This is a genomic window from Microbulbifer hydrolyticus (assembly GCF_009931115.1).
Lineage (GTDB): Bacteria > Pseudomonadota > Gammaproteobacteria > Pseudomonadales > Cellvibrionaceae > Microbulbifer > Microbulbifer hydrolyticus.
Genome location: NZ_CP047491.1, coordinates 1647898 through 1671500, shown reverse-complemented (window position 1 = coordinate 1671500; position 23603 = coordinate 1647898). Strand labels below are relative to the sequence as shown.

General features: G+C 56.5%; 16 protein-coding genes. 3 read left to right on the top strand and 13 right to left on the bottom strand.

Annotation, left to right across the window (positions count from 1 at the left end; translation table 11 throughout):
* Window positions 1-6 precede the first annotated feature (6 nt).
* Genes GTQ55_RS07060 through GTQ55_RS07030 form a run of 7 tightly spaced genes read right to left on the bottom strand, consistent with a single transcriptional unit; the run spans window position 7 to window position 6097 of the window.
* Complete coding sequence (locus GTQ55_RS07060; protein ID WP_161858098.1) at window positions 7-933, bottom strand: SDR family NAD(P)-dependent oxidoreductase; 927 nt, start codon at window positions 931-933, stop codon at window positions 7-9.
* 48 nt (window positions 934-981) lie between these two features.
* Window positions 982-1440 (bottom strand): MaoC family dehydratase, encoded by a 459-nt coding sequence (locus GTQ55_RS07055; protein WP_161858097.1) that lies wholly within the window; start codon window positions 1438-1440, stop codon window positions 982-984.
* Window positions 1441-1497: 57 nt separating this feature from the next.
* Complete coding sequence (locus tag GTQ55_RS07050) at window positions 1498-2292, bottom strand: SDR family NAD(P)-dependent oxidoreductase (protein WP_161858096.1); 795 nt, start codon at window positions 2290-2292, stop codon at window positions 1498-1500.
* A gap of 2 nt (window positions 2293-2294) precedes the next feature.
* Complete coding sequence (locus tag GTQ55_RS07045) at window positions 2295-3071, bottom strand: SDR family oxidoreductase (RefSeq protein ID WP_161858095.1); 777 nt, start codon at window positions 3069-3071, stop codon at window positions 2295-2297.
* 33 nt (window positions 3072-3104) lie between these two features.
* A complete protein-coding gene (locus GTQ55_RS07040) occupies window positions 3105-4169 on the bottom strand; it encodes a phosphotransferase (protein WP_161858094.1) in 1065 nt (354 codons plus the stop codon).
* Window positions 4170-5384 carry an acyl-CoA dehydrogenase family protein gene (locus GTQ55_RS07035; protein WP_161858093.1) on the bottom strand — a complete coding sequence of 405 codons (1215 nt, stop codon included), beginning with the start codon at window positions 5382-5384 and terminating at the stop codon, window positions 4170-4172.
* Between the two features lie 41 nt (window positions 5385-5425).
* A complete protein-coding gene (locus GTQ55_RS07030; protein ID WP_161858092.1) occupies window positions 5426-6097 on the bottom strand; it encodes a histidine phosphatase family protein in 672 nt (223 codons plus the stop codon).
* A gap of 233 nt (window positions 6098-6330) precedes the next feature.
* Between GTQ55_RS07030 and GTQ55_RS07025 the strand changes: the two genes are divergently transcribed.
* The 3 genes from GTQ55_RS07025 to GTQ55_RS07015 all read left to right on the top strand — a co-directional run bounded on the left by GTQ55_RS07025 (window position 6331) and on the right by GTQ55_RS07015 (window position 14502).
* Window positions 6331-7227: a LysR family transcriptional regulator gene (locus GTQ55_RS07025; RefSeq protein WP_161858091.1), complete on the top strand. Its 897-nt coding sequence runs from the start codon at window positions 6331-6333 to the stop codon at window positions 7225-7227.
* 149 nt (window positions 7228-7376) lie between these two features.
* Window positions 7377-9407 carry an NADPH-dependent 2,4-dienoyl-CoA reductase gene (locus tag GTQ55_RS07020; RefSeq protein WP_161858090.1) on the top strand — a complete coding sequence of 677 codons (2031 nt, stop codon included), beginning with the start codon at window positions 7377-7379 and terminating at the stop codon, window positions 9405-9407.
* Window positions 9408-9666: 259 nt separating this feature from the next.
* A complete protein-coding gene (locus GTQ55_RS07015; RefSeq protein WP_161858089.1) occupies window positions 9667-14502 on the top strand; it encodes a CapA family protein in 4836 nt (1611 codons plus the stop codon).
* A gap of 114 nt (window positions 14503-14616) precedes the next feature.
* Here GTQ55_RS07015 and GTQ55_RS07010 read toward each other — a convergent pair whose 3' ends face one another.
* From GTQ55_RS07010 to GTQ55_RS06985, 6 genes are all read right to left on the bottom strand, one after another.
* On the bottom strand, window positions 14617-15393 hold the full coding sequence (locus GTQ55_RS07010; RefSeq protein WP_161858088.1) for a TIGR02466 family protein: 777 nt from the start codon (window positions 15391-15393) through the stop codon (window positions 14617-14619).
* A gap of 77 nt (window positions 15394-15470) precedes the next feature.
* Window positions 15471-17441 carry an acylphosphatase gene (locus tag GTQ55_RS07005; RefSeq protein ID WP_161858087.1) on the bottom strand — a complete coding sequence of 657 codons (1971 nt, stop codon included), beginning with the start codon at window positions 17439-17441 and terminating at the stop codon, window positions 15471-15473.
* 2 nt (window positions 17442-17443) lie between these two features.
* The gene (locus GTQ55_RS07000) at window positions 17444-18394 is read right to left on the bottom strand and encodes a transglutaminase-like domain-containing protein (RefSeq protein ID WP_161858086.1); all 951 of its coding nucleotides are present in this window, start codon (window positions 18392-18394) and stop codon (window positions 17444-17446) included.
* A gap of 72 nt (window positions 18395-18466) precedes the next feature.
* Window positions 18467-19747 (bottom strand): beta-barrel domain-containing protein, encoded by a 1281-nt coding sequence (locus GTQ55_RS06995; protein ID WP_161858085.1) that lies wholly within the window; start codon window positions 19745-19747, stop codon window positions 18467-18469.
* Window positions 19747-21930: a type I secretion system permease/ATPase gene (locus tag GTQ55_RS06990; protein WP_161858084.1), complete on the bottom strand. Its 2184-nt coding sequence runs from the start codon at window positions 21928-21930 to the stop codon at window positions 19747-19749. Before GTQ55_RS06990 ends, GTQ55_RS06995 begins: the two co-directional genes overlap by 1 nt.
* Before the next feature lie 61 nt (window positions 21931-21991).
* The gene (locus GTQ55_RS06985; RefSeq protein WP_161858083.1) at window positions 21992-23434 is read right to left on the bottom strand and encodes a TolC family outer membrane protein; all 1443 of its coding nucleotides are present in this window, start codon (window positions 23432-23434) and stop codon (window positions 21992-21994) included.
* Between the last annotated feature and the right edge of the window lie 169 nt (window positions 23435-23603).

Here is a 23603-nt window from a genome sequence, read left to right as displayed (position 1 = left end):
GTTTGATCAGCCGTCCAGTTTGACGCCCGTACCCTCGGCAGCCTTCTGGATAAATTTCACGGTCTGATTGAGGCCACCAACAACTTCTTGCTGGCCACGTTCGTCGCTGATCGCATCGAGATTGGCGAGTACGTTTTCTGCTGTCTGTTGCTCCGGAGGCAGATAAATACCCTCGGTTTCCAGAATACGCGCCTTGGCATAGGCACCGGCGCCCGCGCACAGAATAAAACGGTTGGGCGCATCGTCGGCGACCAGGGCAATCAGGCCCGCGGTCACAGATTCCGGGGTGAGCAGTTCCAGCGCCTTTGGATCGGGAATAATGTCTTCGGTCATACGGGTAGCCGCGGTAGGAGACAGACAGTTGACCTTGATACCGTACTTCTCACCTTCGAGGCACAGGGTATTCATAAAGCCCACAACACCGGTTTTGGCTGCACCGTAGTTAGACTGGCCGAAGTTACCGTAAAGGCCGGAGGAAGATGTAGTCATCACGATGCGGCCATACTGCTGCTCACGCATGATGTCCCAAACCGCCTTGGTGCAGTTTACCGAGCCCATCAGGTGGACATTCACTACCAGGTTGAAATCATCCATCGGCGCTTTGGCGAACGATTTATCACGCAGGATCCCGGCGTTGTTGACCAGAATATCCACTCGCCCCCAGCGCTCTGCAGCGGCCTTTACCATATCCTGCACTTGCTGATAATCGGTTACGTTGGCGCCGTTGGCCATCGCCTCGCCACCGGCGGCTTCAATTTCTGCGACCACAGTCTCGGCCGCGGTCAGCGAGCCACCAGAGCCATCGCGACCACCTCCCAGATCGTTGACCACCACTTTGGCGCCGCGACGTGCCAGCTCCAGTGCGTGGGAGCGGCCGAGACCGTTGCCGGCACCGGTGACAATTGCCACCTTACCCTCGAAAGAAATAGACATGGTTCTCTCCTTTAACGCTTGTTATCTTTGAATGTTGTCGGCTGTGGATCAGATAAACTGCATGACCAGCCACTCGGCAATGAGCGCCGGCTTATCCTGGCCTTCAATTTCTACCGTGACTTCCAGCTTGAGCTGAAACTGCCCGGGCTTTTTCTCTGTCACATCAAGTAGCTTGGCGCGCGCGCGCACCCGTTGATCCACCTTGACCGGGTTGATAAAACGTACCTTGTCCAGGCCGTAGTTCACGCCCATTTTCACCCCTTCAATGACGACCTCCAGCTGCTCGGCGAAATAGGACAGCATGGACAGGGAAAGAAAACCGTGGGCAATGGTGGAACCGAACGGCGATTTGGCTGCAGCGACCGGGTCGACATGGATAAACTGATGATCCAGTGTGCAGTCCGCAAACGCATTGATACGATCCTGGTCAATCTGGAACCAGTCAGTGGCCTTGGTTTCGGTGCCGATGGCACTGGCAAAATCCGTGGGGGAAATGATTATGGGCATAGTGAACTCCCTCTCTTAAAAGTTGTTATACGTTTTCTGTAATCTTTTCGTGGAACGTCAAAAGGCGGATACACCGCCATCCACCGCCAGAGCCTGGCCGGTGACATAGCTCAGTGCCGGTGAGCACAACATCACCATCGCACTGACGACTTCCTCCGGCTTGCCCAGGCGCTTCATCGGGCTACCCGCTGCAAACAGGGTGTGGACCTGATCCACCGTCGTGCCCTCCGGTGTCTCCATTTCAGTAATCATCGGAGTCAGTGTATAGAAAGGGCATATGGCGTTAACCCGCACGTTGTGACGGGCATACTCCACTGCCGCAGTGCGGGTGAGACCGATAACCGAGTGCTTGGCACCGGAATATGCGCTTCCCTTGGGCGCACCACCGAGACCCGCCATGGAGCTCACATTGAGAATGGTGCCGCCCCCCTGGCTGCGCATCAGCTTTAGCTGATGCTTCATACCAAAGAACACGCCTTTGACGTTTACCCGGTGCTGCTGGTCAAAAGTCTCTTCATCCACATCTTCGAGGTACTGCATTGGCGGCGCGATGCCGGCGTTGTTCACCGCAATATCCAGGCGGCCGAAGTTTTCACGCGCCAGCGCCACCATCGCGGCACAGTCGGTCTCGGACGAGACATCACAGGCGAGCGCCTGCACCGCGACACCTGCCGCGGTGAGCTTGTCCACCACCGGATCGAGTCCCGCTTCATTGATATCACCCAGCACCAGGCTGGCACCGCGACGGCCCAGTTCTTCCGCAAGCAGCGCACCAAAACCACTGGCAGCGCCGGTAATCAGGGCGACCTTGCCGGTGTAATCCAGTAGCGGGTCGAGTCTGAAGTCCGTCATGTTTACAGCCCTCCACAGGCGGTAAGCCCACCATCCACAACCACGCACTCGCCATTGGTGTAGCTACCGGCATCCGATACCAGGTACAACACGGTACCGGCCATCTCCTCAGGCTCGGCATGACGGTGCATGGGGATATGACTGACGGCGGTATTGTAGATTTCTTCGTGACTGAACAGCGCCCCGGCAAATTTGGTTTTGGTCAGGCCCGGCAGCAGCGCATTGACACGGATATTGAACTGCGCACATTCCTTGGCAAACGCCTTGGTCATGTTTACTACTGCGGCCTTGGTAATGGAGTAGATGCCCTGCCCGACACCAGGCTGCAACGCGTTGATGGAAGCGGTATTCACGATGCAGCCGCCGCCGTTCTCGCGCATCAGTTTGCCGGCCTCTACTGACATGAAAAAGTATCCCCGGATATTGACCGCCACGGTTTTTTCGAACGCACCGACATCCGTATCCAGGATATGCCCGAAGTACGGGTTGGTAGCGGCATTGTTCACCAGAATATCCAGCTTGCCGTACTGCGCGCGGATATGCTTAAACACCTGCTCGATATCTTCCATATTGCCGATATGACACGGCAAGGCTTCCGCTTTTCCGCCGGCTTCGTTAATCGCATCTGCGACCGCCTGACAGCCATCAATCTTGCGGCTGGAAACCAGCACATGTGCACCCTGTTCGGCCAGCAGCTTGGCGATTGCTTCACCAATGCCACGACTGGCACCGGTAACCAGCGCAATTTTTCCATTCAGATCAAATAAATTAGTCGCCATAATTTTCTCTCAACAGTCGTTGTACTTTTCGTTTTAACGTTCGGTGTTAATCACATCGAGTGCCATCATCGCCAACGGCTCAACCAGCGCGCCGAGCGCGGCGGCATTCTTGCTTGACGCATTACCGTCGTGGGCACGCTTGGCCACTCCCTGAATAATCGCGCCCAGGCGGAAAAAGCTGAACGCGAGATAGAAAGCCCAGTTGTCGATCTGATCGATACCCATACGCTCGCAATAACGCGCCACATATTCCTGCTCAGAGGGAATGCCCAGGCTCTGCCGGTCAACATTCATCAGGCCGGAAATATTCCCGCTTTCCGCAGGCATACGCAGTTGCATGCACTGGTAGGCAAGGTCGGCAAATGGGTGCCCGAGGGTAGAAAGTTCCCAATCGAGTACTGCGATGGCGCGGGACTCGGTCGGGTGGAACATGATGTTGTCCAAACGATAATCGCCATGTACCAGCGACACACGGCCGTCGTCTTCCGGCAAGTGCTCAGCGAGCCACTGGATCAATTGATCCATCGCCGAAATTTTCTGTAACTCGGATGCACGGTACTGTCCCTGCCAGCGACCAAACTGTCGCTCGAAGTAGTTCCCGGGACGTCCGTAGTCCGCAAGTCCTACCGCCTCAACATTTACGCGGTGCAATGCGGCCAGCACCCGGTTCATTTCCTCGTAAAACGCACCCCGCTGGCGATTATCCAGGTCCGGCAACGCGGCATCCCAGAAAATACGCCCCTCGCAGTATTCCATCAGGTAGAACATGGAGCCGAGTACATCCCGGTCTTCGCACAGGTGTACAACTCTGGGCACTGGCACCTCGCTATCGGCGAGAGCCCGCATCACGCGGAATTCCCGGTCAACGGCGTGGGCAGATTTCAGCAACTTGCCGGGAGGCTGTCGGCGCAATACATAAGTGCCGGTACCGGTCTTCAGCTTGAACGTGGGATTGGACTGGCCTCCGGAAAACTTGCTCGCCGTGATCGGCCCGCTGAAACCAGGTACCTGCTGCTTCAGGTATTCGAGCAGCCGGTCTGTGTCCAGCTGATCCACGGAAGATATATCCGGCGACGGTTTCTGTTCCACTTCCGACATTTAGTCCTCCTGCGCCGCGTAAGCGGCCGCGAGGTTGCGCCCCAGTTGCATCATATGCACCTGGTCCGGACCGTCGGCGAGGCGGATAGTTCGCGCATAGCTGTAGGCCCGCGCCAAATGAAAGTCCTGTCCCAAGCCGGCGGCTCCGTGGATCTGAATCGCGCGATCAATGACGTTGCACGCCATCTGTGGTGCCACGACCTTGATCATGGCGATCAGATCCCGGGCTGCCTTGTTGCCGCATCGATCCATCTGGTCGGCCGCTTTCAGGGTAAGCAGCCGCGCCTGTTCAATCTCGCAGGCTGAGCGCGCGATATCTTCACGCACAGAGCCCTGCTTGATCATCGGGCGGCCGAACACTTCGCGCTGCTCTGCGCGTCTGGACATGGCTTCCAGCGCGCGCTGAGCCTGGCCAATCAGGCGCATGCAGTGGTGGATACGGCCGGGACCCAGGCGGCCCTGGGCAATTTCAAAGCCGCGGCCTTCACCAAGAATCAGGTTTTCTCTGGGTACCCGCACATTGTCGAAAATTATTTCCGCATGACCTTCTGGCGCGTCGTCGTATCCGAACACGGTCATGGGACGAATCACCTTCACACCCGGTGTATTCATTGGTACCAGGATCTGCGACTGTTGGCGGTAGCGATCCTCGCTGTCCGGTGCCGTCTTGCCCATCACGATCATGATCTGGCAACGATGGTTCATGGCACCGCTGATATAAAACTTGTGCCCGTTGATGACATAGTCTTCGCCATCGCGCACGATTTCAGTCTCAATATTGGTGGCGTCACTGGAGGCCACTTTTGGCTCTGTCATCGCGAATGCCGAACGGATCTCGCCTTCCAGCAGAGGCTTCAGCCATCGAGCCTGTTGCTCGGGGGACCCGTACTGGGCAAGCACTTCCATATTGCCGGTATCCGGCGCGCTGCAATTGAATACCTCGGAAGAAAACAGCACCCGGCCCATCTCTTCTGCCAGCGGGGCATATTCCAGGTTCGTCAGACCCGCGCCGTGTTCGGAGTCCGGCAAAAACAGGTTCCATAGACCCGCTTCCTTCGCTCTGCGCTTCAGGGTCTCCATGACCGAAGGCTCGCCCCAGCGATCTTGTTCCAGCTGTTCGTAATACGTCTGCTCAGCAGGGATTACTTCTTCAGCGATAAAGTTCTTCAGGCGCTGCAGAAGTCCCTGCACTTTGTCGGAATATTCAAAGTTCATTGGCAACTCTTTTCGTTATGCGTTGTTGTCGGTGTCCGCTGTCAACTGTAGGTAATGAACTGGCGGCGCTGCCGGTTATCCAGATGGGGCACATGGTTGAAACTGTGCAGGGTCAATCCGCGGCGGCCGGCAAAAAAATGGCTGACGGCGGTGTTTTTTATCTGCATGTTCAGCTGGGTCACACTGTGTGACGGCGCCCCCAATACCTGTCGCACCATCATCGCAATAGCACCGCCGGAGCTGACCACCAGGGTCCTGCCCCCCCGTGCACCGGCGGCGAGTACACCGAGCACCTCTTCGATTCGCTGCTCAAACTGCTGCCAGCTTTCCGCACCGTTAATCTCACCACTCGACCAGGCATGCATTGCCAGCTTCAAAAACCGGTAGTATTCCGCGCGCTCCGCGTTGGCGGCCGGCGCAGAATCCGGATCTTTCTCACCGTAGGCCTGCATGACTTTCTTGAAATCAAACTCGTTCAGCTGCGGCAGCTCTTCCACCCGGTGCCTGTCCAGGCCGAGCCCTTCACAGATCCCCTGAGCGGTTTCACGGTGCCGCTGCAGGTCGCCACTGACAATGTGGTCAAACTGGTGCCCGTCTTCTCCCCAGTGCTCTCCCAGCCAGCGCGCCTGCTGCCAACCGAGTTCAGAAAGCTGGTCGTAATTGTCGCTACCAAATGACGCCTGGCCGTGGCGCACAACAAAGATCTCTGGCACTGCCTCTCTCCCGTGGTTGGCACAGTAAACGATGGTTGGACCGTTTCGAATTACGTCCCGGGTTATTCCATCCCGGGGCCCGCTGGGAGATAAAGCTAGCGATTCCATTTGGATCATCAAAGTTTATTATGTAAATATTCCATCATTCACAGCGGTGATGATGGACTCAGAATAAAAGTCGGAATGGCATTCGACGAGCCCTGGCGACAGGGGCGCGACAAGAGTGAGGAAAAATGGCGGTACAACTGCAACAGATCGATATGAACCTGTTTCCGGTACTGGATGCGATTTATGCCACACGCAACCTGACGCGCGCGGCAGAACGGCTACATATCACCCAGCCGGCGGTGAGCAATGCGCTTGCGAGGCTACGCCGGGCGCTGGATGACCAGCTGTTCATCCGCACTCCCAGCGGCATGAGCCCTACCCCACTGACAGAAAACATCATGCCCCGGGTGCAGCAGGCGCTGACCCTGTTGGGGAGCAGCGTGACCGAACATCACCGGTTTGAACCGGCCAGTGCGCAGAAGACCCTGCGCGTGTCCATGAACGACATGGCGGAGACCCTGGTGCTACCGCAGTTGCTCGAACACCTGCAGCAAGTGGCGCCGGGGATCAGTGTGGAATCCTTCTACGTGCCGCGGGACCAGCTCGCCAAGGAGCTGGCCGCAAACAGCCTGGACTTCGCACTCGACGTGCCCATGGTGTCCGCGACCCAATTGAACCAGCAACGCCTGGTGGCGGACCGCTACCAGTGCATGGTGCGACCGGATCACCCACTGGCCGGCGAACCCAGCCTTACCCTGGACCAGTACCTGGAACTGGAACATATCCACGTGTCCAGCCGCCGCAGCGGCCCCGGGCTTGCCGATATCGCGCTTAACAAGTTGGGTCGGCGGCGCAAGATCCGTCTGCGGGTACAACATTACCGGGTGGCACCATTGGTGGTCCTGAAAACCGACCTAGCGCTCACGGTCCCGGTCAGCCTTGCCCGCCAGTACCCCGCGCGCTGCTTCGAGCTGCCCTTCCAGATCCCGCAAATGGACTGGCACCTGTTGTGGCACCGCAGTCAGGACGAGGATGGGGCGCACAAATGGCTGCGGGAACAGATCATTTCACTGTTCGGCTAGCATGAAACAGCGCTACGGGTCAGAGGATTCGATCGAATTGGTCACTGCCCCTGTTTCCCACGGCTTGCTATTCTTGGATCATACTATGCAACTTTTTGCATATAAGATTCATTATCAGGCCCGCCGTAGACAGAAAGAGAACGATTACCATGACCCACGCCTACCCGCACCTGCTCGCACCACTGGACCTCGGGTTCACCACTCTGAAGAACCGTGTCCTGATGGGCTCCATGCACACCAACCTGGAAGAGCATCCGGGCGGTTTTGATCGCCTCGCCGCGTTTTATGGAGAGCGCGCCCGCGGTGGTGTCGGCCTGATTGTCACCGGCGGTATCGCACCCAATGAAGAGGGGGGCGTGTTTCAGGGGTCATCCAAGATGACCACCGCTGAAGAAGCCATCGAACACCGCACCATCACCGACGCCGTACATCGTGAAGGTGGAAAAATCTGCATGCAGATCCTCCACGCCGGCCGCTACGCCTACAATCCAGATCTGGTCGCCCCCTCGGCGGTTCAGGCGCCCATCAACCCCTTCACACCCAAGGAGCTGAGTGACGAAGAGGTCGAACAACAGATCGAAGACTATGTCCGCTGTGCCACCCTCGCCCGCGAAGCCGGTTACGATGGCGTGGAAGTGATGGGCTCTGAAGGCTACTTCATCAATCAGTTTATCGTCGCCCGCACCAACCACCGGCAGGACCGTTGGGGCGGAAGCTTCGACAACCGCACCCGCCTCCCCATTGAAATCGTGCGCCGTATCCGCGCGGCGGTGGGCGAGGATTTCATCATCATCTACCGACTGTCCATGCTGGACCTGGTAGAGGGCGGCAGTGACTTTGACGAAGTGGTACAACTTGGCCAGGCCATTGAGAAGGCCGGCGCCAACATCATCAATACCGGTATCGGCTGGCACGAAGCGCGCGTCCCCACCATCGCCACCAGCGTACCGCGTGCGGCGTTCAGCGGGATCACCGCCAAGGTGAAAAAGCATCTGACCGTACCCGTGGTCACCAGCAACCGTATCAACATGCCACAGGTAGGCGAAGACGTACTCGCCAATGGCGATGCCGACATGATCTCCATGGCGCGGCCCTTCCTCGCGGATGCGGAGTTCGTCAACAAGGCGGCAGAAAACCGCGCGGATGAAATCAATACCTGCATCGGCTGCAACCAGGCCTGTCTGGACCACACCTTCGAGCTAAAGCTTACTTCCTGCCTGGTAAACCCGCGCGCCTGCCACGAAACCGAATTGAACTATCTGCCGACCAGCAGCGCGAAGAAAATCGCCGTTGTCGGGGCCGGTCCTGCCGGTCTCGCGGCGGCAACCGTCGCCGCAGAACGCGGGCATCAGGTCACCCTGTTTGAAGCAGACGACAAGGTGGGCGGCCAGTTCAATATCGCCAAACAGATCCCCGGCAAAGCGGAATTTGAAGAGACCCTGCGTTACTTCAAGCGCAAGCTCGAGCTTACCGGTGTTCAGGTGCGACTGAATACGCGCGCTACGGCAGACAGCCTGGCGGGCTTCGATGAGGTGTTGATCGCTACGGGTATCGCACCGCGCACCCCCCCCATCGAAGGTATCGCGCATCCCAAGGTACTCAGCTACCTGGATGTGTTGAAGGCGAAAAAGCCAGTTGGCAAACGCGTCGCGATTATCGGGGCTGGCGGCATCGGCTTCGATGTAGCCGAATACCTAACGCACAGCGAAGACCACGCCAAGGAGCTGATTGCCAGTAACAAGCAGGAATTCTTCGATGAATGGGGTGTGGATATCCAGCTCGAACACCGCGCCGGGCTGAAACCGCAGGAACCGGTGACCAGCCCGCGGGAAATATTCCTGCTACAGCGGAAAACCTCCAAGGTGGGTGCCGGTCTCGGCAAGACCACCGGCTGGATTCACCGCACCAGTCTCAAGCACCGTCAGGTGCAGAATCTGGCAGGTGTCAGCTACGAGAAAGTCGACGATCGCGGCCTGCATATCCGCGTAGGCGACGAAGCAAGGCTGCTGGAAGTGGACAACATCATTGTCTGCGCCGGGCAGGAGCCGCTGCGTGAACTGCACGAAGAACTGCAGGCTCGCGGCCAGTCCAGCCACCTGATCGGTGGCGCTTTCGAAGCGGCGGAACTGGATGCCAAACGGGCCATCGATCAGGGTTCACGCCTCGCCGCCGAACTGTAATCCTCCCACGCCTGACGGGCGGCCCCTGGGCCGCCCGAACACTCGGCGCCGCCTTCGGCTCACTCCGCAATAGCCGGTTTTCTGTCGCCTCATTCCCGGCGCTCGCTGGTCGCATAACTATACTCTGGGTTACGGATTGCGTTGCCAGGGAAGTGCTCCCAGTCCACCTGCCACCGGATACCGGCAACACACTTGTTGTGCCCTAACTGCAGCCTTCCCTGCCTCGAACGATAACGAGTTTCAGGAAAGATTCTGCGCCATGGCTAAATCCAATACCCTCTCCGACCTCCTTCTGCGCGCGCGTCCAGCCGTTGAGCGGGAACTGGCCGAGCTTCCGCCGCCTTACACCCTGTTTTTTTCTGTGAGTGATGGCAAGCAGCGGGCCCGAGTCTGCCATGGCCGCTCCGAAGACCTGAATGCGCTGTGGCTGAAGCTGGCCTCCCAGGTACGCAAACTGCTCAAGAGCGCGAAGCTGGATGCCCGCTGGCTGCGTATCGATTGGGTAACCGACAGCGAGCGTCTGGACTGGAAGACCCTTCGGGAACGCTTCCGGGTGACCAAACGGGGCTACTTTCGCCATGGCCTGGCGCTGGACCGCGAGTGGAAAACGGCCTTTCTTGAGCAGGAACTGAATGGCAACGCCATGCTCTACGGCGGCAATAAAATTGCCCATGTGGTGGTCAACCGGGAAAAATTCCGCAACTACACCGCACTGCGCTTTGGAAAAAGCACACCACTCGACTTTGAAGACCAGACCGAGGTCACCTTGCTCAGTACCGAGGGACTCTTTGTCGACAGCAATACACCACCGCAACTGCTCTACGGACCGGGGCGCAATGCCGGTCGACGTGTAATCGACGAGCTGGATGAGCCGACCAGCTACAACGTGATTAACACCAGCAGCCGCTACCTCGCCAGCCAAGTACACAACAGCGGGCGCTTTGAATATGGCTGGCACTGTTGCTTCGACCGTGCCATCGGCACCTACAACACACTTCGCCACGCCAGCTCTACCTATGCCATGACCGAGGGCTGGGAAGTCACCGGTGATGATCGAGTCAAGCAATCGATCGACCGCGCGCTCCACTACCTGACCACCAAATTGATCAGGCAAGCTACGCTTCCCAGCGGCGAGCAGGCGGCGTTTCTGGTGGAAGCCAACGGTGAGATCAAGCTCGGCGGCAACGCCGTGTGCCTGCTTGCACTGGTGAAATATGCCGAACTGACCGGCAGCGAGGATCACCACGGATTAATGGATCAACTGGCACTCGGTATCCAGTTTATGCAGGACCCCGCGAGCGGGAAGTTTGTGCACGTCCTGAATTATCCGGACCTTTCCGTCAAGGAAGAATTCCGCATCATCTATTACGATGGCGAAGCGGCCTTTGGCCTGATGCGATTGTACGGTCTCACAAAAGATTCTCGCTGGCTCGATATTGTTGAAAAAGCATTTGAATTTTTTATTGCCAACGATCATTGGCAGGCTCACGACCACTGGCTCAGTTACTGCGTCAACGAACTTACCCTGTATCGGCCGGAAGCCCGCTACTATCAATTCGGCATCCAGAATGTGGTCGGGCATCTGGACTTTATTATCGAGCGCATCACCACCTTCCCCACGTTGCTGGAGCTGATGATGGCGGCAGAGCGCATGGTCACTCGCCTGCGCCAGGAGAAAGAATTCACCTATTTGCTGCAGCAAATGGATCTGCGCAAGTTCTATCGCGCGCTGCACACCCGCGCAATGTATCTTCTGAACGGATATTTCTGGCCAGAATACGCGATGTTCTTTAAAAACCCGGGGAAAATCACCGGCAGCTTTTATATCCGTCATCACGCATTTCGGGTTCGTATTGATGACGTCGAGCACTACCTGTCCGGGTTCGTGGCTTTCCGGAAATACCTTCTGCAGGGAGGATGCCCGGTCGAATTTACTCCAGCGAATGCCAATGCCGCATTGCCCATACCAGAAGAGAATCAATTGCCCGTCCTCGCCTGGGGCGGCGACGTAAACCTTGCCCGCCGCCAACATTATCGGCTGGAGGAGCTTGGCGAGAAGGAAGTGCTCGGTCGGATTCCGGCGCTCAGCCAGGCGGACCTGAGTGTGATCAATCTCGAATGCGTGGTTGCCACCACCGGTGAACAGGGCGTGGATAAAGGGGAAAGGTCACCTTACTACTATCGCGCGCGCCCGGAAATGCTCAAGCTCCTGTGCCATGCCGGTATCGATGTGGTCACCACGGCCAACAACCACAGTGGCGACTATGGCAACCAGGCACTACTGGAACAGGGATTCTGGCTGGACGGACTGGGGATTGGGCACACCGGATCCGGTGCCAACCTGACGGCCGCGCTAACCCCGGTGATCCGGCCGGCAGGCGATCTGAACGTAGCGATTTTCTCCCTCGACGCCACCCAGAAACAGTTTGCCGCGGGAGCCCGCCAGCCGGGATGCGCCTACCTGCCACTACGCGATCCACAGGCCTGGGCGGCGCTGCTAAAGCCTCGTATCGAAGCCGCGCGCAGGCATGCCCCGGTGGTGATGGTCGCCGTGCACTGGGGTGCAAACCTGGAGGAAGAGCCCTCACAGGCAGAGATCACTATTGGGCACGCTATCATCGACGCCGGCGCCGATGCGGTACTGGGCACCAGCGCACACCTGCTCCAGGGAATCGAGATCTACCGCGACCGGCCCATCATCCACGATGCGGGAGACCTGCTATTTGACTCTGTACGTCGCAGTCTGAAAGACAGCGGTATATTCCAGCTTTTCCTGAGTCATCGCGGGGTGGAATCGATCCGGTTCTTCCCGGTTGGCAGTGGCTTCGGGTTTAGTCGCCAGCTGAGTGGCCGCAAAGGGCGTGCGGTTACCGAGCGGTATCTGGATAAGTGCAACAGGCTCGGGACGCAGATGGTGCTGCTACAAGATGGCAGTGCACAATACCAGCTGGCACCCCCGGACCGCCCACACCTGGCCCTGTCGAAGAGTCAAAAGACCCGGTACAACCTGCCCCTGCTCGACCAGGTCCAACGGCCGCCGTCCCCCAACTGGGTAGTACCGGAAGTACCGCCCGAGGCCCGGATTACCCCAACGGACATCGGGCCACTGCGACTGTTAGGAGTACGCAGCACACCACAAATTATCGAGCAGCGCCGACTGATTTTCGTGGAAACCTTCTGGACACTCACGACTCCGGTCACTGAAAACCTGCGGCTGGATATTCGTGCCGTACCGGTTGAACAGACACCCATGCCCTACTGGGGCAAGTCCATGGATCATGATCCCTGCGATTGGCAACTCCCTACCAGCCGCTGGAAAACAGGCATCATCTACCGGGACTATTACGGTCTGCGTCCGCCGCCCAGCAGACAATTGCACAACGTGGACCTGCGGCTGGAGGTTGGACTAAAGGGGCCAGCCACCCATATTGAACCGACCCGTGTTAACGACGAACTTATAAGCCTGAGAATTCAGGGCCGCGAGGCGGCAACCCCCGATAGGCAGAGCACTCAAACGCCTAGCGCCCAAAAAACCTACAACACCATCGACGGGCGTAAGCCGCCGGTATACAGGACGGAATTTCCACCCTGTATTTTCAGGGAAGTAGCGGGCCAGACATGGGACGCAGAACAGCTTGCCGCAGTCACTGGCGGCCACTGGTTGATGCCGCCGCCGCAAGACTGGTTTACTCGCAGCGTGGTTTCCGGGCAGAGCTTTATCCAACAGTCACTTACCCCGGCCATGTTTGTAGCGCATAAATCTGACGACCGCGCCTACCATGAGCGCAGCTCTGCGGAAAAATATAAGCAATGGGACCTGCACGACAAGTTGCCGGAAATCGTGCGTCGCGCAGGCAGCAACCTGGCCGGTGTCATTGTCCAGCAACCGGTTGCCGGCTTACCGGAACACCTCCCGGTATTACAGGTTACAGATCCCATCCAGGCCATCATCGAACTGGGGCTTGCCGCACGATATCGCTATCGTGGCGACGTGATTGCGGTAACCGGGACCGCAGGCAAATCTTCTACCGTGAAAATGTTGGGCTGTATGCTCGGCGGCAGGGAGAAAGTCCTGACCAGCCTCGGAAATTACAATTCGCGGGTGGGAGCACCATCCATGCTGGCGAGCCTGAGCGCGGATCATAACGCCGCGGTCATCGAAGTGGCGCAGAGTGCTCTGTGGATGAAACAGGGCCCCATTACCCGGCGGATTCACCCCACGATCGCGATGATTACCGAAATCGGGGTCTCGCAAACCACCAGCCGGGTAAAAAGCACCCGCGATACAGCACTCTGGAAATCCCGTATTTTCGATGGCCTGATTGGACGCTCGGTGGCGATTGTGGGAGAGCACCTGCAGCATTTTGATTACATCCTGGAAAAGGCACGGCAACACGCCAAGCGCGTGATTACCTTTGGCACCAGCGAACAGGCCGAGGTGCGCATCCTGGATGTCCAGGGTGACAGCCTGGGTAGCCAGGTCGAAATTGTGGTGGCGGGTGAGGTACACAAGCTCTCGATCCCGGCACCCAGTATCGGTATGGTGCACAACGCCGTGGCGTCGCTGTGCGCAATCTATGCAATGGGTCGCTCGATCGGTGAAGCTGCCGTCGCACTACAGCAGCTGCAACTGGATGAGGGACACCTGGATCAAACGCGGCTCCACTTTCCTCACGGTAAGGTTCAGATTATTGACGACAGTTGGAATGCCACCGTCAGCTCCATGCTGAATGCCTTTTCAGTGCTTAAGCAGACCCCGGTCGCTGGCGATGGCCGTAGAATCGCCGCTCTGGGCCGGATGGTAGAACTGGGAGATGAAGCTGAATCTTTGCATGGCAGTCTCGCGCAACCACTGATGGACGCGGACGTCGATCTGATTGTCACCCATGGGGAAGAGATGCACTTCCTGCGAAAACGACTACCGGAGCGTATCCTCGGCCCCCACTTTTCGTCCATTGAGGAAATGGCCAACTATTTACTGGTCACCGCCCAGAAAGACGACCTTATTCTGATCAAGGGCTCCAGAAGAGATTCTGATTTTGGCACATTGCCAAAGCTACTGAAAAAATTGACAGAAAACAGGGTAACCGCCTGAGGTGGTTACCCTGATTCCGGCAGAGAGAAGAGTTTTACCAAGGCTGTATCCGGTTCGCGGCACACGCGGTCAGTAACCAATACGATTACAGCAACATAACGCCAAGCCCATCAGTCAGTCAGAATTACTCGGGACACGCGGCTTCTGCGCAGCCTCTAACCCCGTGATACGCTCGTAGATCTGGTCGTCCGTGTGCTCCACCGCACTCTCTACTGTCTGGGACCGCACATTTTCCTGCTGCCGGAACATCGGCAGCATGGTTCCGGCCCTGCGCCTTACGGTTTTGGTTTCCAGCTTTACGTTGAACGCAACACATATACGCAGAGAGTCATCCTCGACAGGATTGACATAGTGCAGTAACCAGTTTGGAAAAATTACCAGCCGGCCGGCCCTCGGCACCACACGCACGCGGCTTCCGAAGCTGCTGTTGGGTAATTCTGCCGAAATGCACAACATGCGCGGATCGAGAAACTCGATATTGCCACTGCTGACACTTCTCTCCTTGACCAGATCCGACTTGACATAGTAGACACCCGACCAGGTACATGCTTCGTGATTATGAATTTTTCGATAGCTGTCCGCCCGGGAAACATTCGCCCAGGCATGCGCCAGCATATCCTGAGTATGCGGGTTGAACTTGTTCTTGGTCGCTTTCAGAGTCACTTCCTTGACCCCCGATGCAATCCATTTCTTGAGCGTCCGAATCTCCTCAAACGGCCATTCCAGGAAGTCCTTTTTGGAATCCCAGCTGCCGATATTCGAGCGTTTCATGCCGGGTGTACTGGCTTCCATATCAAGGATGATGCCGGCCAGTCGCTCGTTGAATGCCTCGGAGTCTTCCATGTCCCGGATAAAAATCGGGGTACTGAAGGCTGCTCGTACGGTATGCATTAATTCACCTCAATATCCATATAATGACTCGCACCAAGAATTACTGTCACACCGCCAACGGGTGTCTACAGTGTCCTTCACGCCATCGCGGTAAACGCGAGACGGCCGGTGCAACTGCCCGCCTCCCTGGCGACAGACTCTACCGTGGCTGCGTCGGGCCCTTTGTGACACAGTTTCTCCAGCGCAGAAATTCCCGCCGGGCTACCCTCCAGCACCGCCTCGACAGAGCCATCGGGCAGGTTCTTGACCCAACCGCTGACACTGTGACGGATTGCCATGAGCTTGAGCCAGCCTCGGAATCCAACGCCCTGAACGTTGCCTTTAATAACAAGCCTTACCCCCTCGACAGGCACCTCACTATCGGTCACATCGGGAAACAATTCCTGGATCAATGCCGAAGAAACATCTCTGCCCACTCCGCGCTCGGGAAACTGGTGCCAGCCCAGAAATGGGTTGCACACCGCATCCTGAACTGACCAATTTTGGCTTTGCATATCCGCGGAGATGTCTTCTGCGAGTATCTCTATTCCCGCCAGCGGCGGGTCAAATATTGCCGAGAGAGTCCTTTCCAGGATCGGCAATACGCTGGGGCTGACCAGGTCACTCACTTCCGCGCGTACGGCCCCCTTTCCCGGCTCACCCGGCTGAATATGCAGAGCCGAGACCAGCTTCCGCCCCACGACCAGCAGCCGAAACTTCCTGAGGCTTGGCGTTGTTTTCGGGTCAAAGCCATCGCTACGGGGCAGGATATCCGCCATCCAGCTGCGATTGCGGGTAATCTTTCGGCTTACCATGCGCACGCCTTCCGGAATACCGCCGTGAAACATACATCGCGACCGAGCAGAACGGAGTGTAAACACTGTGTCTGAAAAGGATTCCAGCTCAAGATTCCTGGCGTAGGCCGCCTGCACGATCAAATCTACCTGCCGGTGAATACCGCGCCGGAAGGCCCGATCGAATTCCTGATATCGATAAGGACTGGCAAGGTCGATTGCCAGGGGAGACTGAACCTGCTGGTTTACCGTGCCGGAAGCAAATACATGGGAAAGGAGTTTTTCCGGGATATCGATCGCCCTCCCATAGCAGGGAAATACCGCATCACAGATTCCGGGATTGGAATTCACTTCGATCACGTAAGCAGGCGCTATTGTTTCCGTATCGAGATTAGATGTACCCGTATAGATCAGGTCAACACCGACCTGTACAAGGCCCGGAAAGCACAGTGCAGCCTTCTCGGCCACGGCAAGAATATCCTGGCTTAAATAATCAAAGATCTGTACCGTCTCGCCACCCGCAGATGCATTAGCCACAGTGGTGAGTTGCACCTTCTCGCCAACGGCGGGCACTAAGTCGAGGGAAGTCTGGTTTCTTTCCAGTAAATCGAACCGACGAATCAAGTCCAGACGCAAACTGGGATTTTTCATTCTCAACGAATTTTTATATTCGACAAGTTCCCGAATACTGCTTTTGCCATCTCCAACAACGTGAGCAGGAATTCGCACATAGGCTGCCTCCGCCTTTCCCCCTATCACGATCACCCGAATATCTTCACCATAGATATTCTGCTCAACGATAATATTGCGGCTATATTTTCTGGCGAACTCCCATGCCTTTTCGAATTCAGTTTCATTGGTCACACTGCTACTGACGCCTGAACCAGAAGAACCGTCATTCGGCTTTACGGTAACCGCTGTATCCGCTTCCTTGAAATAACGTAACGCGCTACCGTAGCGTTCAAACATCCCGCCGGTCGGTACTGGCACCCCGCCTCTTGCCAAAATGTTCTTGGCAATCTGCTTCTGGCGCGCGCAGTAGGTATAAACCGCGGAGTTCCCGGGTGAATTCTGTCGAAAAACGACACGCTGCTTGTCATTGAATACCTCAAAGATCAGGCGCCTGTGATAGTGGACCTCAAGTCCTTGACGCGCCGCCGCATCACACAGCAACTGAGTACCGATGTCATCCCGGCTATTCAGGAATTTGGAATCAGAGTAATCATTTTCTTCCGACTCCCGTATGACACGATCTACTGGCAATTTTTCAGGCATATCTATTTCCTCCGCACGTCGCGGATAGTCCATTGCATATCTACATCAACCTTACCTGGACGCTTACTTACCCCGCGAGGCCAAAGATTGGACCACACCCAGACCGAATTTCGGTTCAGGACAATCTTGCTATGCGCACCCGAGCCAAATCCGTAGCCGAACTTCGGATCCAGTGCCAAGTTGGCATCCACAGGTATCCAGCGTCCATTCAGGTAGACTTCTGCCGCGTGATGATTAGGCTGGGAGAATTCGCGGTGCTCGGTAAACAGGAATTCCGATGTCATGCGGGCCGGGAACCCCATGGCGCGGGCAAGCGCGACAAATAGCGCTGCATACTCGGTACAGTCGCCCTGACGGGCTGAAACTGCGTAAAGGGCCCCACGGGTGGACTGACGACGGTATTGAATCATTTGCTGGGGAGTAAGAAAAGCCGCGCGAAGCTGCGCCTCCGGATCAGAAAAACTGCGCTGGATATGATGAGCCAGCCTGACGATCTCGTCGTCCTCCGATTCGATATACTTCGCGGGTTTCACATAAATCGAATCCGGGGCTTGTCTAGCTCGCGCACCCTGCAGGCCCCGCTCCGTATTCCGTGCGCCTTGTGAAAATTGATACGATTTGACCAGTAGATCGAAATACACGATCTTCGTCGAGGTGGTGTTGGCAGGGATATCCCATTCCAGCTCTACGTAGTCGCCGGCTTCGTGTTTGAACGACTTTCGTTCAAACCGGGCAACGTCGTCGTGACGGATACCCAACAGCTTCTGCTGCATATGGCCTTCGACGGGCACAGCTACCCGATGCACGTATCCCTCGATAGGTGTGTCCGTATCATTGTTTACCGTGATTTCTGCCTCGAGTGTCACGGTGGTGCCTTTTCCACTGGAATCGGCAAAAGTGTCACCTGCGAGTCCTGCCATTAGCATCAGGAACGCTATACATTGTCGAACCATGGCATATCCCTTCGCCTCTTTTCACTTCGTCCCTTCTATGTCCCCCTTTTCATCCCTCCAAAGTGGACCAGATCAGCGCTCTCGCAACGCCTCCCCAGCCTGATTGAATGGCTTAACCAGATAATCAAACACCGTTTTTGAACCGGTTTTAACGTCCACACTAGCCACCATACCGGGGACAATCGGAAACTCCTTGCCCGCACGATTTATCAGCGCATGTGACTCCGTCAGGATGAGCACATGGTAAAAATATTCCCCGGGTCGGGTTTCGTCCTGGATCGTGTCAGGAGAAATCGTGGTGACTTTGCCATCCAGTCCTCCGTATACGGAGTAGTCGTATGCGGTAATCTTGACTTTGGCTTCCTGCCCTGGGTGAATGAATGCAATGTCCCGCGGAGAAATCTTTGCCTCGATAAGGAGCCGGTCATCCAGCGGGACTATCTCCATCAAGCGGCCGTTCGGAGGAATCACACCACCGATCGTGGTAACTTCGATATCTTTCACGATTCCACGTACCGGTGACTTTAGGGTAAGCCGGGTTAGAGAATCTGCACGTCCTTCTATCACGGAAGTCAGTGCTGAAACCTCCGCACTGACACCGGCCAGCTCTTCCCGTGCGCGCACCATGTATTCTGAACGCACATCCTTTATTTTCAGATCCAGCTCGGATTTCTGCCGGCTAAGTCGCAATACTTCAACGTTACTTGCGGCACCCGACTTAACCAGGTCGCGTGTTATCGACAACTCGCTTTCAATCAGGTCCCGCGACTCCTCCAGGCTAATCAGGGAATCTCGTAGACTTTTTTGCCGCGTCTGGAACAATCTCCGCTCTTTGGCAATAAGGTCCTCATACTTGGTCAATTCTTCCGGGAAGCGTAGCGGCGTGCCGTTAACTTCGGCACTGAGCCGCGCGGCGCTTGCCAGAGCCGCACGGTAGCGTGCCTCACTTTCCTGTACATTCGAGCGTACTTTTGTCGGGTCCAGTTGTGCGAGCACCTGGCCGGGCGTCACGATATCCCCTTCCGTCACATTCAATTGCGCCAGGATTCCGCCCTCAAGTGACTGGACAATCTGGGCACGCGAGGTCGGGATTACCTTGCCCGCGCCCTTGGAGACCTCATCGACCTTAGCGAAGTAGGACCAGGTCACGAGGCTGACCAGCAACAGAAAGAAGATCCAGACTACCCGACCAGAGCGGGAAAGCTCAGCATCGTCAGAGTCTTCGCTGTAGTGGGCGCCGGCATTGTGAAAGTCAGCTTCCAGAATGGCTACATTGGCGGCCTGGGAAGACTGATCCGGGCGTCGGCTGATCGCCGATTCCTGGGTATCCGTGGTAGAAACTTCTCTTTCCATCAGCTCACCTGCTCGCTATCCGCCAGCTTTTCCACACCTTGCTCCTGGCTCTGCTGCGCGGTTCCCCGTGACAGCGTCTGCAGCGCAGCCTCCTTCGGCTCATCAAGGAGCAGCTTGCCGCTATCAATTACCAAAATTCGGTCAGCGAGTTTCAGAGTGCTGGTGCGATGGGTCGCAATGATGAGTGTTCGTCCAACCAGCCACTGTTCCAGCTTGCTGATGAAGCGCTTTTCGGTCAGGTCATCCAGAGATGCGGTCGGCTCATCCAGCAGTACAATACTGGGGTTGCGGATAAACAGCCGTGCAAGCAGCAAAGACTGCCGTTGGCCACCGGAAAGTCCCAAACCACCTTCCAGTACCACGTGATCCATACCCTTCGGTAGTTTGCGTATAAACTCAAGTGCGCCAGACATGTCCAGGGCCGCGATGATTTCCTTGTCTGTTGCCCCGGGTGCACCCAGGGTAACGTTCTCACGCAAGGTCCCATGAAAAAGGTTCGCATTTTGGGTCAGCAAGCCGATATCGCGGCGGACATCGGCAGGGTCAATATGTGCAAGGCTTACGCCATCGAGGATCACTTCTCCAGAGGCGGGCTCAAGCATTCCAGACAGAGCCTGCAGCAAAGTGGACTTTCCTGCACCGTTTCGGCCAAGAATCGCAATCTTTTCCCCAGCGTGTATTTCCAGTTTCTCTACGGAAAGTGCTGGAATTTCGCAGTCCGCACCATACTTGAACGATGCCTGGCGCAGCTGGTAGTTGCCGGATATGGAAGAAAGGTGTACCCGCTTGCTGCCCTCGGCGTGGTCCACCGGGAGCTGCATGATGTTGTCGAGGCCTTTAAGCGCATATTTGGCCTGCTGCCAACGGCTCAATACCTGGGTAATCTGAGACATCGGTGCCATCATACGGGAGCCGAGAATAGATGCGGCCACAAGCGAGCCGGTTGTCATATCCCCGGCCATCACCATCGGTGCGCCGAACAGCACGATAAACGCAAATACACTGGACTGGACATTGTGTGTCCATGTAACCAGCCTCCCGATCAAACCCCGAAGCCGAAGATTGGACTCGGCCGTTACCGCATTGTAGTGATTCCACTGCTGCTGAAATCTCTGCTCTGCCTGCATGGACTTGATATCCTCCATGCCCTGTACGGTTTCCACCAGCATCGCATTGCGCAGGGAGGATTCGCGGATGGACTCACCCGCTAGCTGCGCCAGCTTTCTCTGCGCCAACAACCCCGGTACTATCAGTAATACCAGTGCTGCCAGCGGGATTAGTGCAAGTGGCCCCGCCACATACCATAAAAAGGCGAAAAACAGGAAAAAGAATGGCATATCCGCCATTGCCAGGATGGTGGTGGACGTCACCATCTCGCGAACCCTATCCAACTCGCGAATCTGGGAAATAAATGCGCCGGTTGATTTTGGCTTGGCGCTATTGCGCAGCCGTACCGCGTGCCCGTATACGAGGTCAGACACGCGGATATCCGCACGCTTCCCGAGGAGATCGGTTACCCGTATGCGGTTTATTCGCATCAGGAAATCGAAGAGAACGGCAACAAGCACACCACTGAAAAGAACATAGAGGGTCGGTGTGGATTCAGCAGGTATTACCCGGTCGTATACCTGCTTGGAAAAGAGTATCCCGGCGAGAGCCAGGATATTGGCCACAGTCGTGGCAATCATGACATGCCCGTAGGGCTTCAGGTCTCTCAGGATAATTGACCGGAACCAGTGTTTTTGCGGCGGCTTTACATAATCGTCAACCCGCGCATCGGCCACATTGTGTGCGGGCCGCAGAACCACTACCGAGATGATATGGGAAACAAGTGACTCTACATTGAGACGTGTTGGGGCACCGCGGTCACCACTAAACGACACCGAGAGGTGCCCTTTTCCATCCGTGGTTTCAATCACCCCGACCTGGCCATCCCGCAGCTGTACAACCAGGGGCAAGCGCCACGGGCTCAGCATCGTCCGGTCGAACTCTGTAAACCTCGCCACCAGGCCCGCCTGCCGCGCCATACTCCGCACAACACTTTCGGCCGATTCCTGCTGCCCCCAACGGGAGGCGATTCGAATATTTTCCTCAGAAAATTCCAGCCGATAGTGCTGCGCAACGGTCAGGATGGCATGCACCCAGGACGTATATTCCGCTTTCTCACTTCGGGGGTCTTCCATATCCCTCTCCTGGCGCTAGCCTGCGTCTGGCACTTCCTGAAAACCTCTGCCGTAAACGTTGCTACGGCAGCACCTCAACCCCCTGAATGGGACGCCCCTGAAGATCAAATGCAGCTCTGATTTCACCAACGGTATAGAGGCAGTCCACCTGCAGCTTGTGCAGATCGTACACCGTATTGTTCTTTTCTATGCGCGCCTGATGCAGCTCTTCTTCGGAGTTAAGAAGCTCTATCAGCGTTCGACTTCCCAGAGAGGAGTACTGTTTGCGATACAGGTCTCGTGTTTCAGAAATTGCCCGCAAACGGGCTTCAAGAATGGAAACACTCCGGTGCAGCCCCTCACTCTGGCTCTGGGCAATGCGCAGGTCGCGGGCAACGGAAAGCCGGGCATTGTCTTTTGCTGCGTCCGCTGAACGCATGGCAAAGCTCGCTGCCTCTTTGTTGGCAGAGAGTCGCCCGCCCTGATAAATCGGCATGGAAAGATTCAGGAAAACAGCGCTTTCGTGATCATTCAGCGCATTCGAATCCACGTATTCCTGGTCCAGATAGCTGTTGACACTGCCATCCAGAGACAAAGTCGGCCAGGATTGCGCCCGCGCCTCCTTCAGTTGTGCCATTGCTTCCGCTCGCTGCGCTTCAGCGAGCAGAACCGCTGGGGCATAGTTCGCCTGCATCGGGTCAACCATACAACCGTTCAATACCGGATCAGGTAACCCCATCGCGAGCGCAACACTTTGCTGCACACCCATCAGGTTTTGCAGGACACTGCGCCAGCGATTCAGCTGCGCCTGCAATTGCTGTCGGTCAGCGCGCGCGGATTCCATGCGCGACTGCGCCTGTAAAACATCAGATCGCGTACTCGCCCCGCGGTCACTGCGGATTTTAACCAGGCGGGAAATTGCAGATACTCCCTCGATCTGCGCATCTGCGGATTCGAGTAATGCCTGATAACGCTGCACTTCAATGGCCGCCTGGGCGGTATCGCGTGCGATGGCATCAATCTGCTGCAAAACCAGGGCTTGCGCGGCCCGTGCACTCGCTGTTGCGGAATCGACGCTACCGGAAATTTTCCCGAAGTCGTACAAGACCTGGGAAAGATAGAGCTGTACTGCATGCCCGTCCCCATCGCCATTGGTTTCACTATCGTACCCGCCGATCACTCCCACACTCACTTGTGGAAAGTAGCCAGCGCGGGCGCTACGGATATTTTCCTGCTGCCGGTGAAGCGCACCAACCGATTCGCCGATCGCCGGGTGCCATTCCACCGCTTTCTGAACAGCCTCTGTAATGTCGAGCTTCCATGTATTGGAGCTGGCAGTGACCGAAGGATTGAGTGGCTGCGCAGTGAGGAACGGACTGTCCGTATCGTTCTGCAAGCGGCTGGGGCTGATGGTCTGAAATTCGCTTTCAGCCTCATCCGCCAGCGCGAGAGGCAGTGTCAGCAGAGCTGAGACACCGACAATATGGCAGGCTATACAACGCGCAGCCTTCCTTGACCTGAACATCGTGTACCGTTGGCTCACATTTATTCACTTGTTATTCCGCAATAGAAGTGTCCATCGAACAGTTTCATGCGGGCAGTTATACCTAATGCCGCATTAATTCTAGTTCAATAAAAAAGCACCGGGCTTGTGGCCCGGTGCTTATGGCGCCCAAAATACTGGGCCAATCAGT

Coding starts and splice junctions, on each gene's coding strand:
- GTQ55_RS07010 (WP_161858088.1), bottom strand. CDS start 15,393: ATGCATACCGTACGAGCAGCCTTCAGTACCCCGATTTTTATCCGGGAC.
- GTQ55_RS07035 (WP_161858093.1), bottom strand. CDS start 5,384: ATGAACTTTGAATATTCCGACAAAGTGCAGGGACTTCTGCAGCGCCTG.
- GTQ55_RS07050 (WP_161858096.1), bottom strand. CDS start 2,292: ATGACGGACTTCAGACTCGACCCGCTACTGGATTACACCGGCAAGGTC.
- GTQ55_RS07005 (WP_161858087.1), bottom strand. CDS start 17,441: ATGCCTGAAAAATTGCCAGTAGATCGTGTCATACGGGAGTCGGAAGAA.
- GTQ55_RS06985 (WP_161858083.1), bottom strand. CDS start 23,434: ATGTTCAGGTCAAGGAAGGCTGCGCGTTGTATAGCCTGCCATATTGTC.
- GTQ55_RS07045 (WP_161858095.1), bottom strand. CDS start 3,071: ATGGCGACTAATTTATTTGATCTGAATGGAAAAATTGCGCTGGTTACC.
- GTQ55_RS07025 (WP_161858091.1), top strand. CDS start 6,331: ATGGCGGTACAACTGCAACAGATCGATATGAACCTGTTTCCGGTACTG.
- GTQ55_RS07000 (WP_161858086.1), bottom strand. CDS start 18,394: ATGGTTCGACAATGTATAGCGTTCCTGATGCTAATGGCAGGACTCGCA.
- GTQ55_RS07060 (WP_161858098.1), bottom strand. CDS start 933: ATGTCTATTTCTTTCGAGGGTAAGGTGGCAATTGTCACCGGTGCCGGC.
- GTQ55_RS06990 (WP_161858084.1), bottom strand. CDS start 21,930: ATGGAAGACCCCCGAAGTGAGAAAGCGGAATATACGTCCTGGGTGCAT.
- GTQ55_RS07015 (WP_161858089.1), top strand. CDS start 9,667: ATGGCTAAATCCAATACCCTCTCCGACCTCCTTCTGCGCGCGCGTCCA.
- GTQ55_RS07055 (WP_161858097.1), bottom strand. CDS start 1,440: ATGCCCATAATCATTTCCCCCACGGATTTTGCCAGTGCCATCGGCACC.
- GTQ55_RS06995 (WP_161858085.1), bottom strand. CDS start 19,747: ATGGAAAGAGAAGTTTCTACCACGGATACCCAGGAATCGGCGATCAGC.
- GTQ55_RS07040 (WP_161858094.1), bottom strand. CDS start 4,169: ATGTCGGAAGTGGAACAGAAACCGTCGCCGGATATATCTTCCGTGGAT.
- GTQ55_RS07020 (WP_161858090.1), top strand. CDS start 7,377: ATGACCCACGCCTACCCGCACCTGCTCGCACCACTGGACCTCGGGTTC.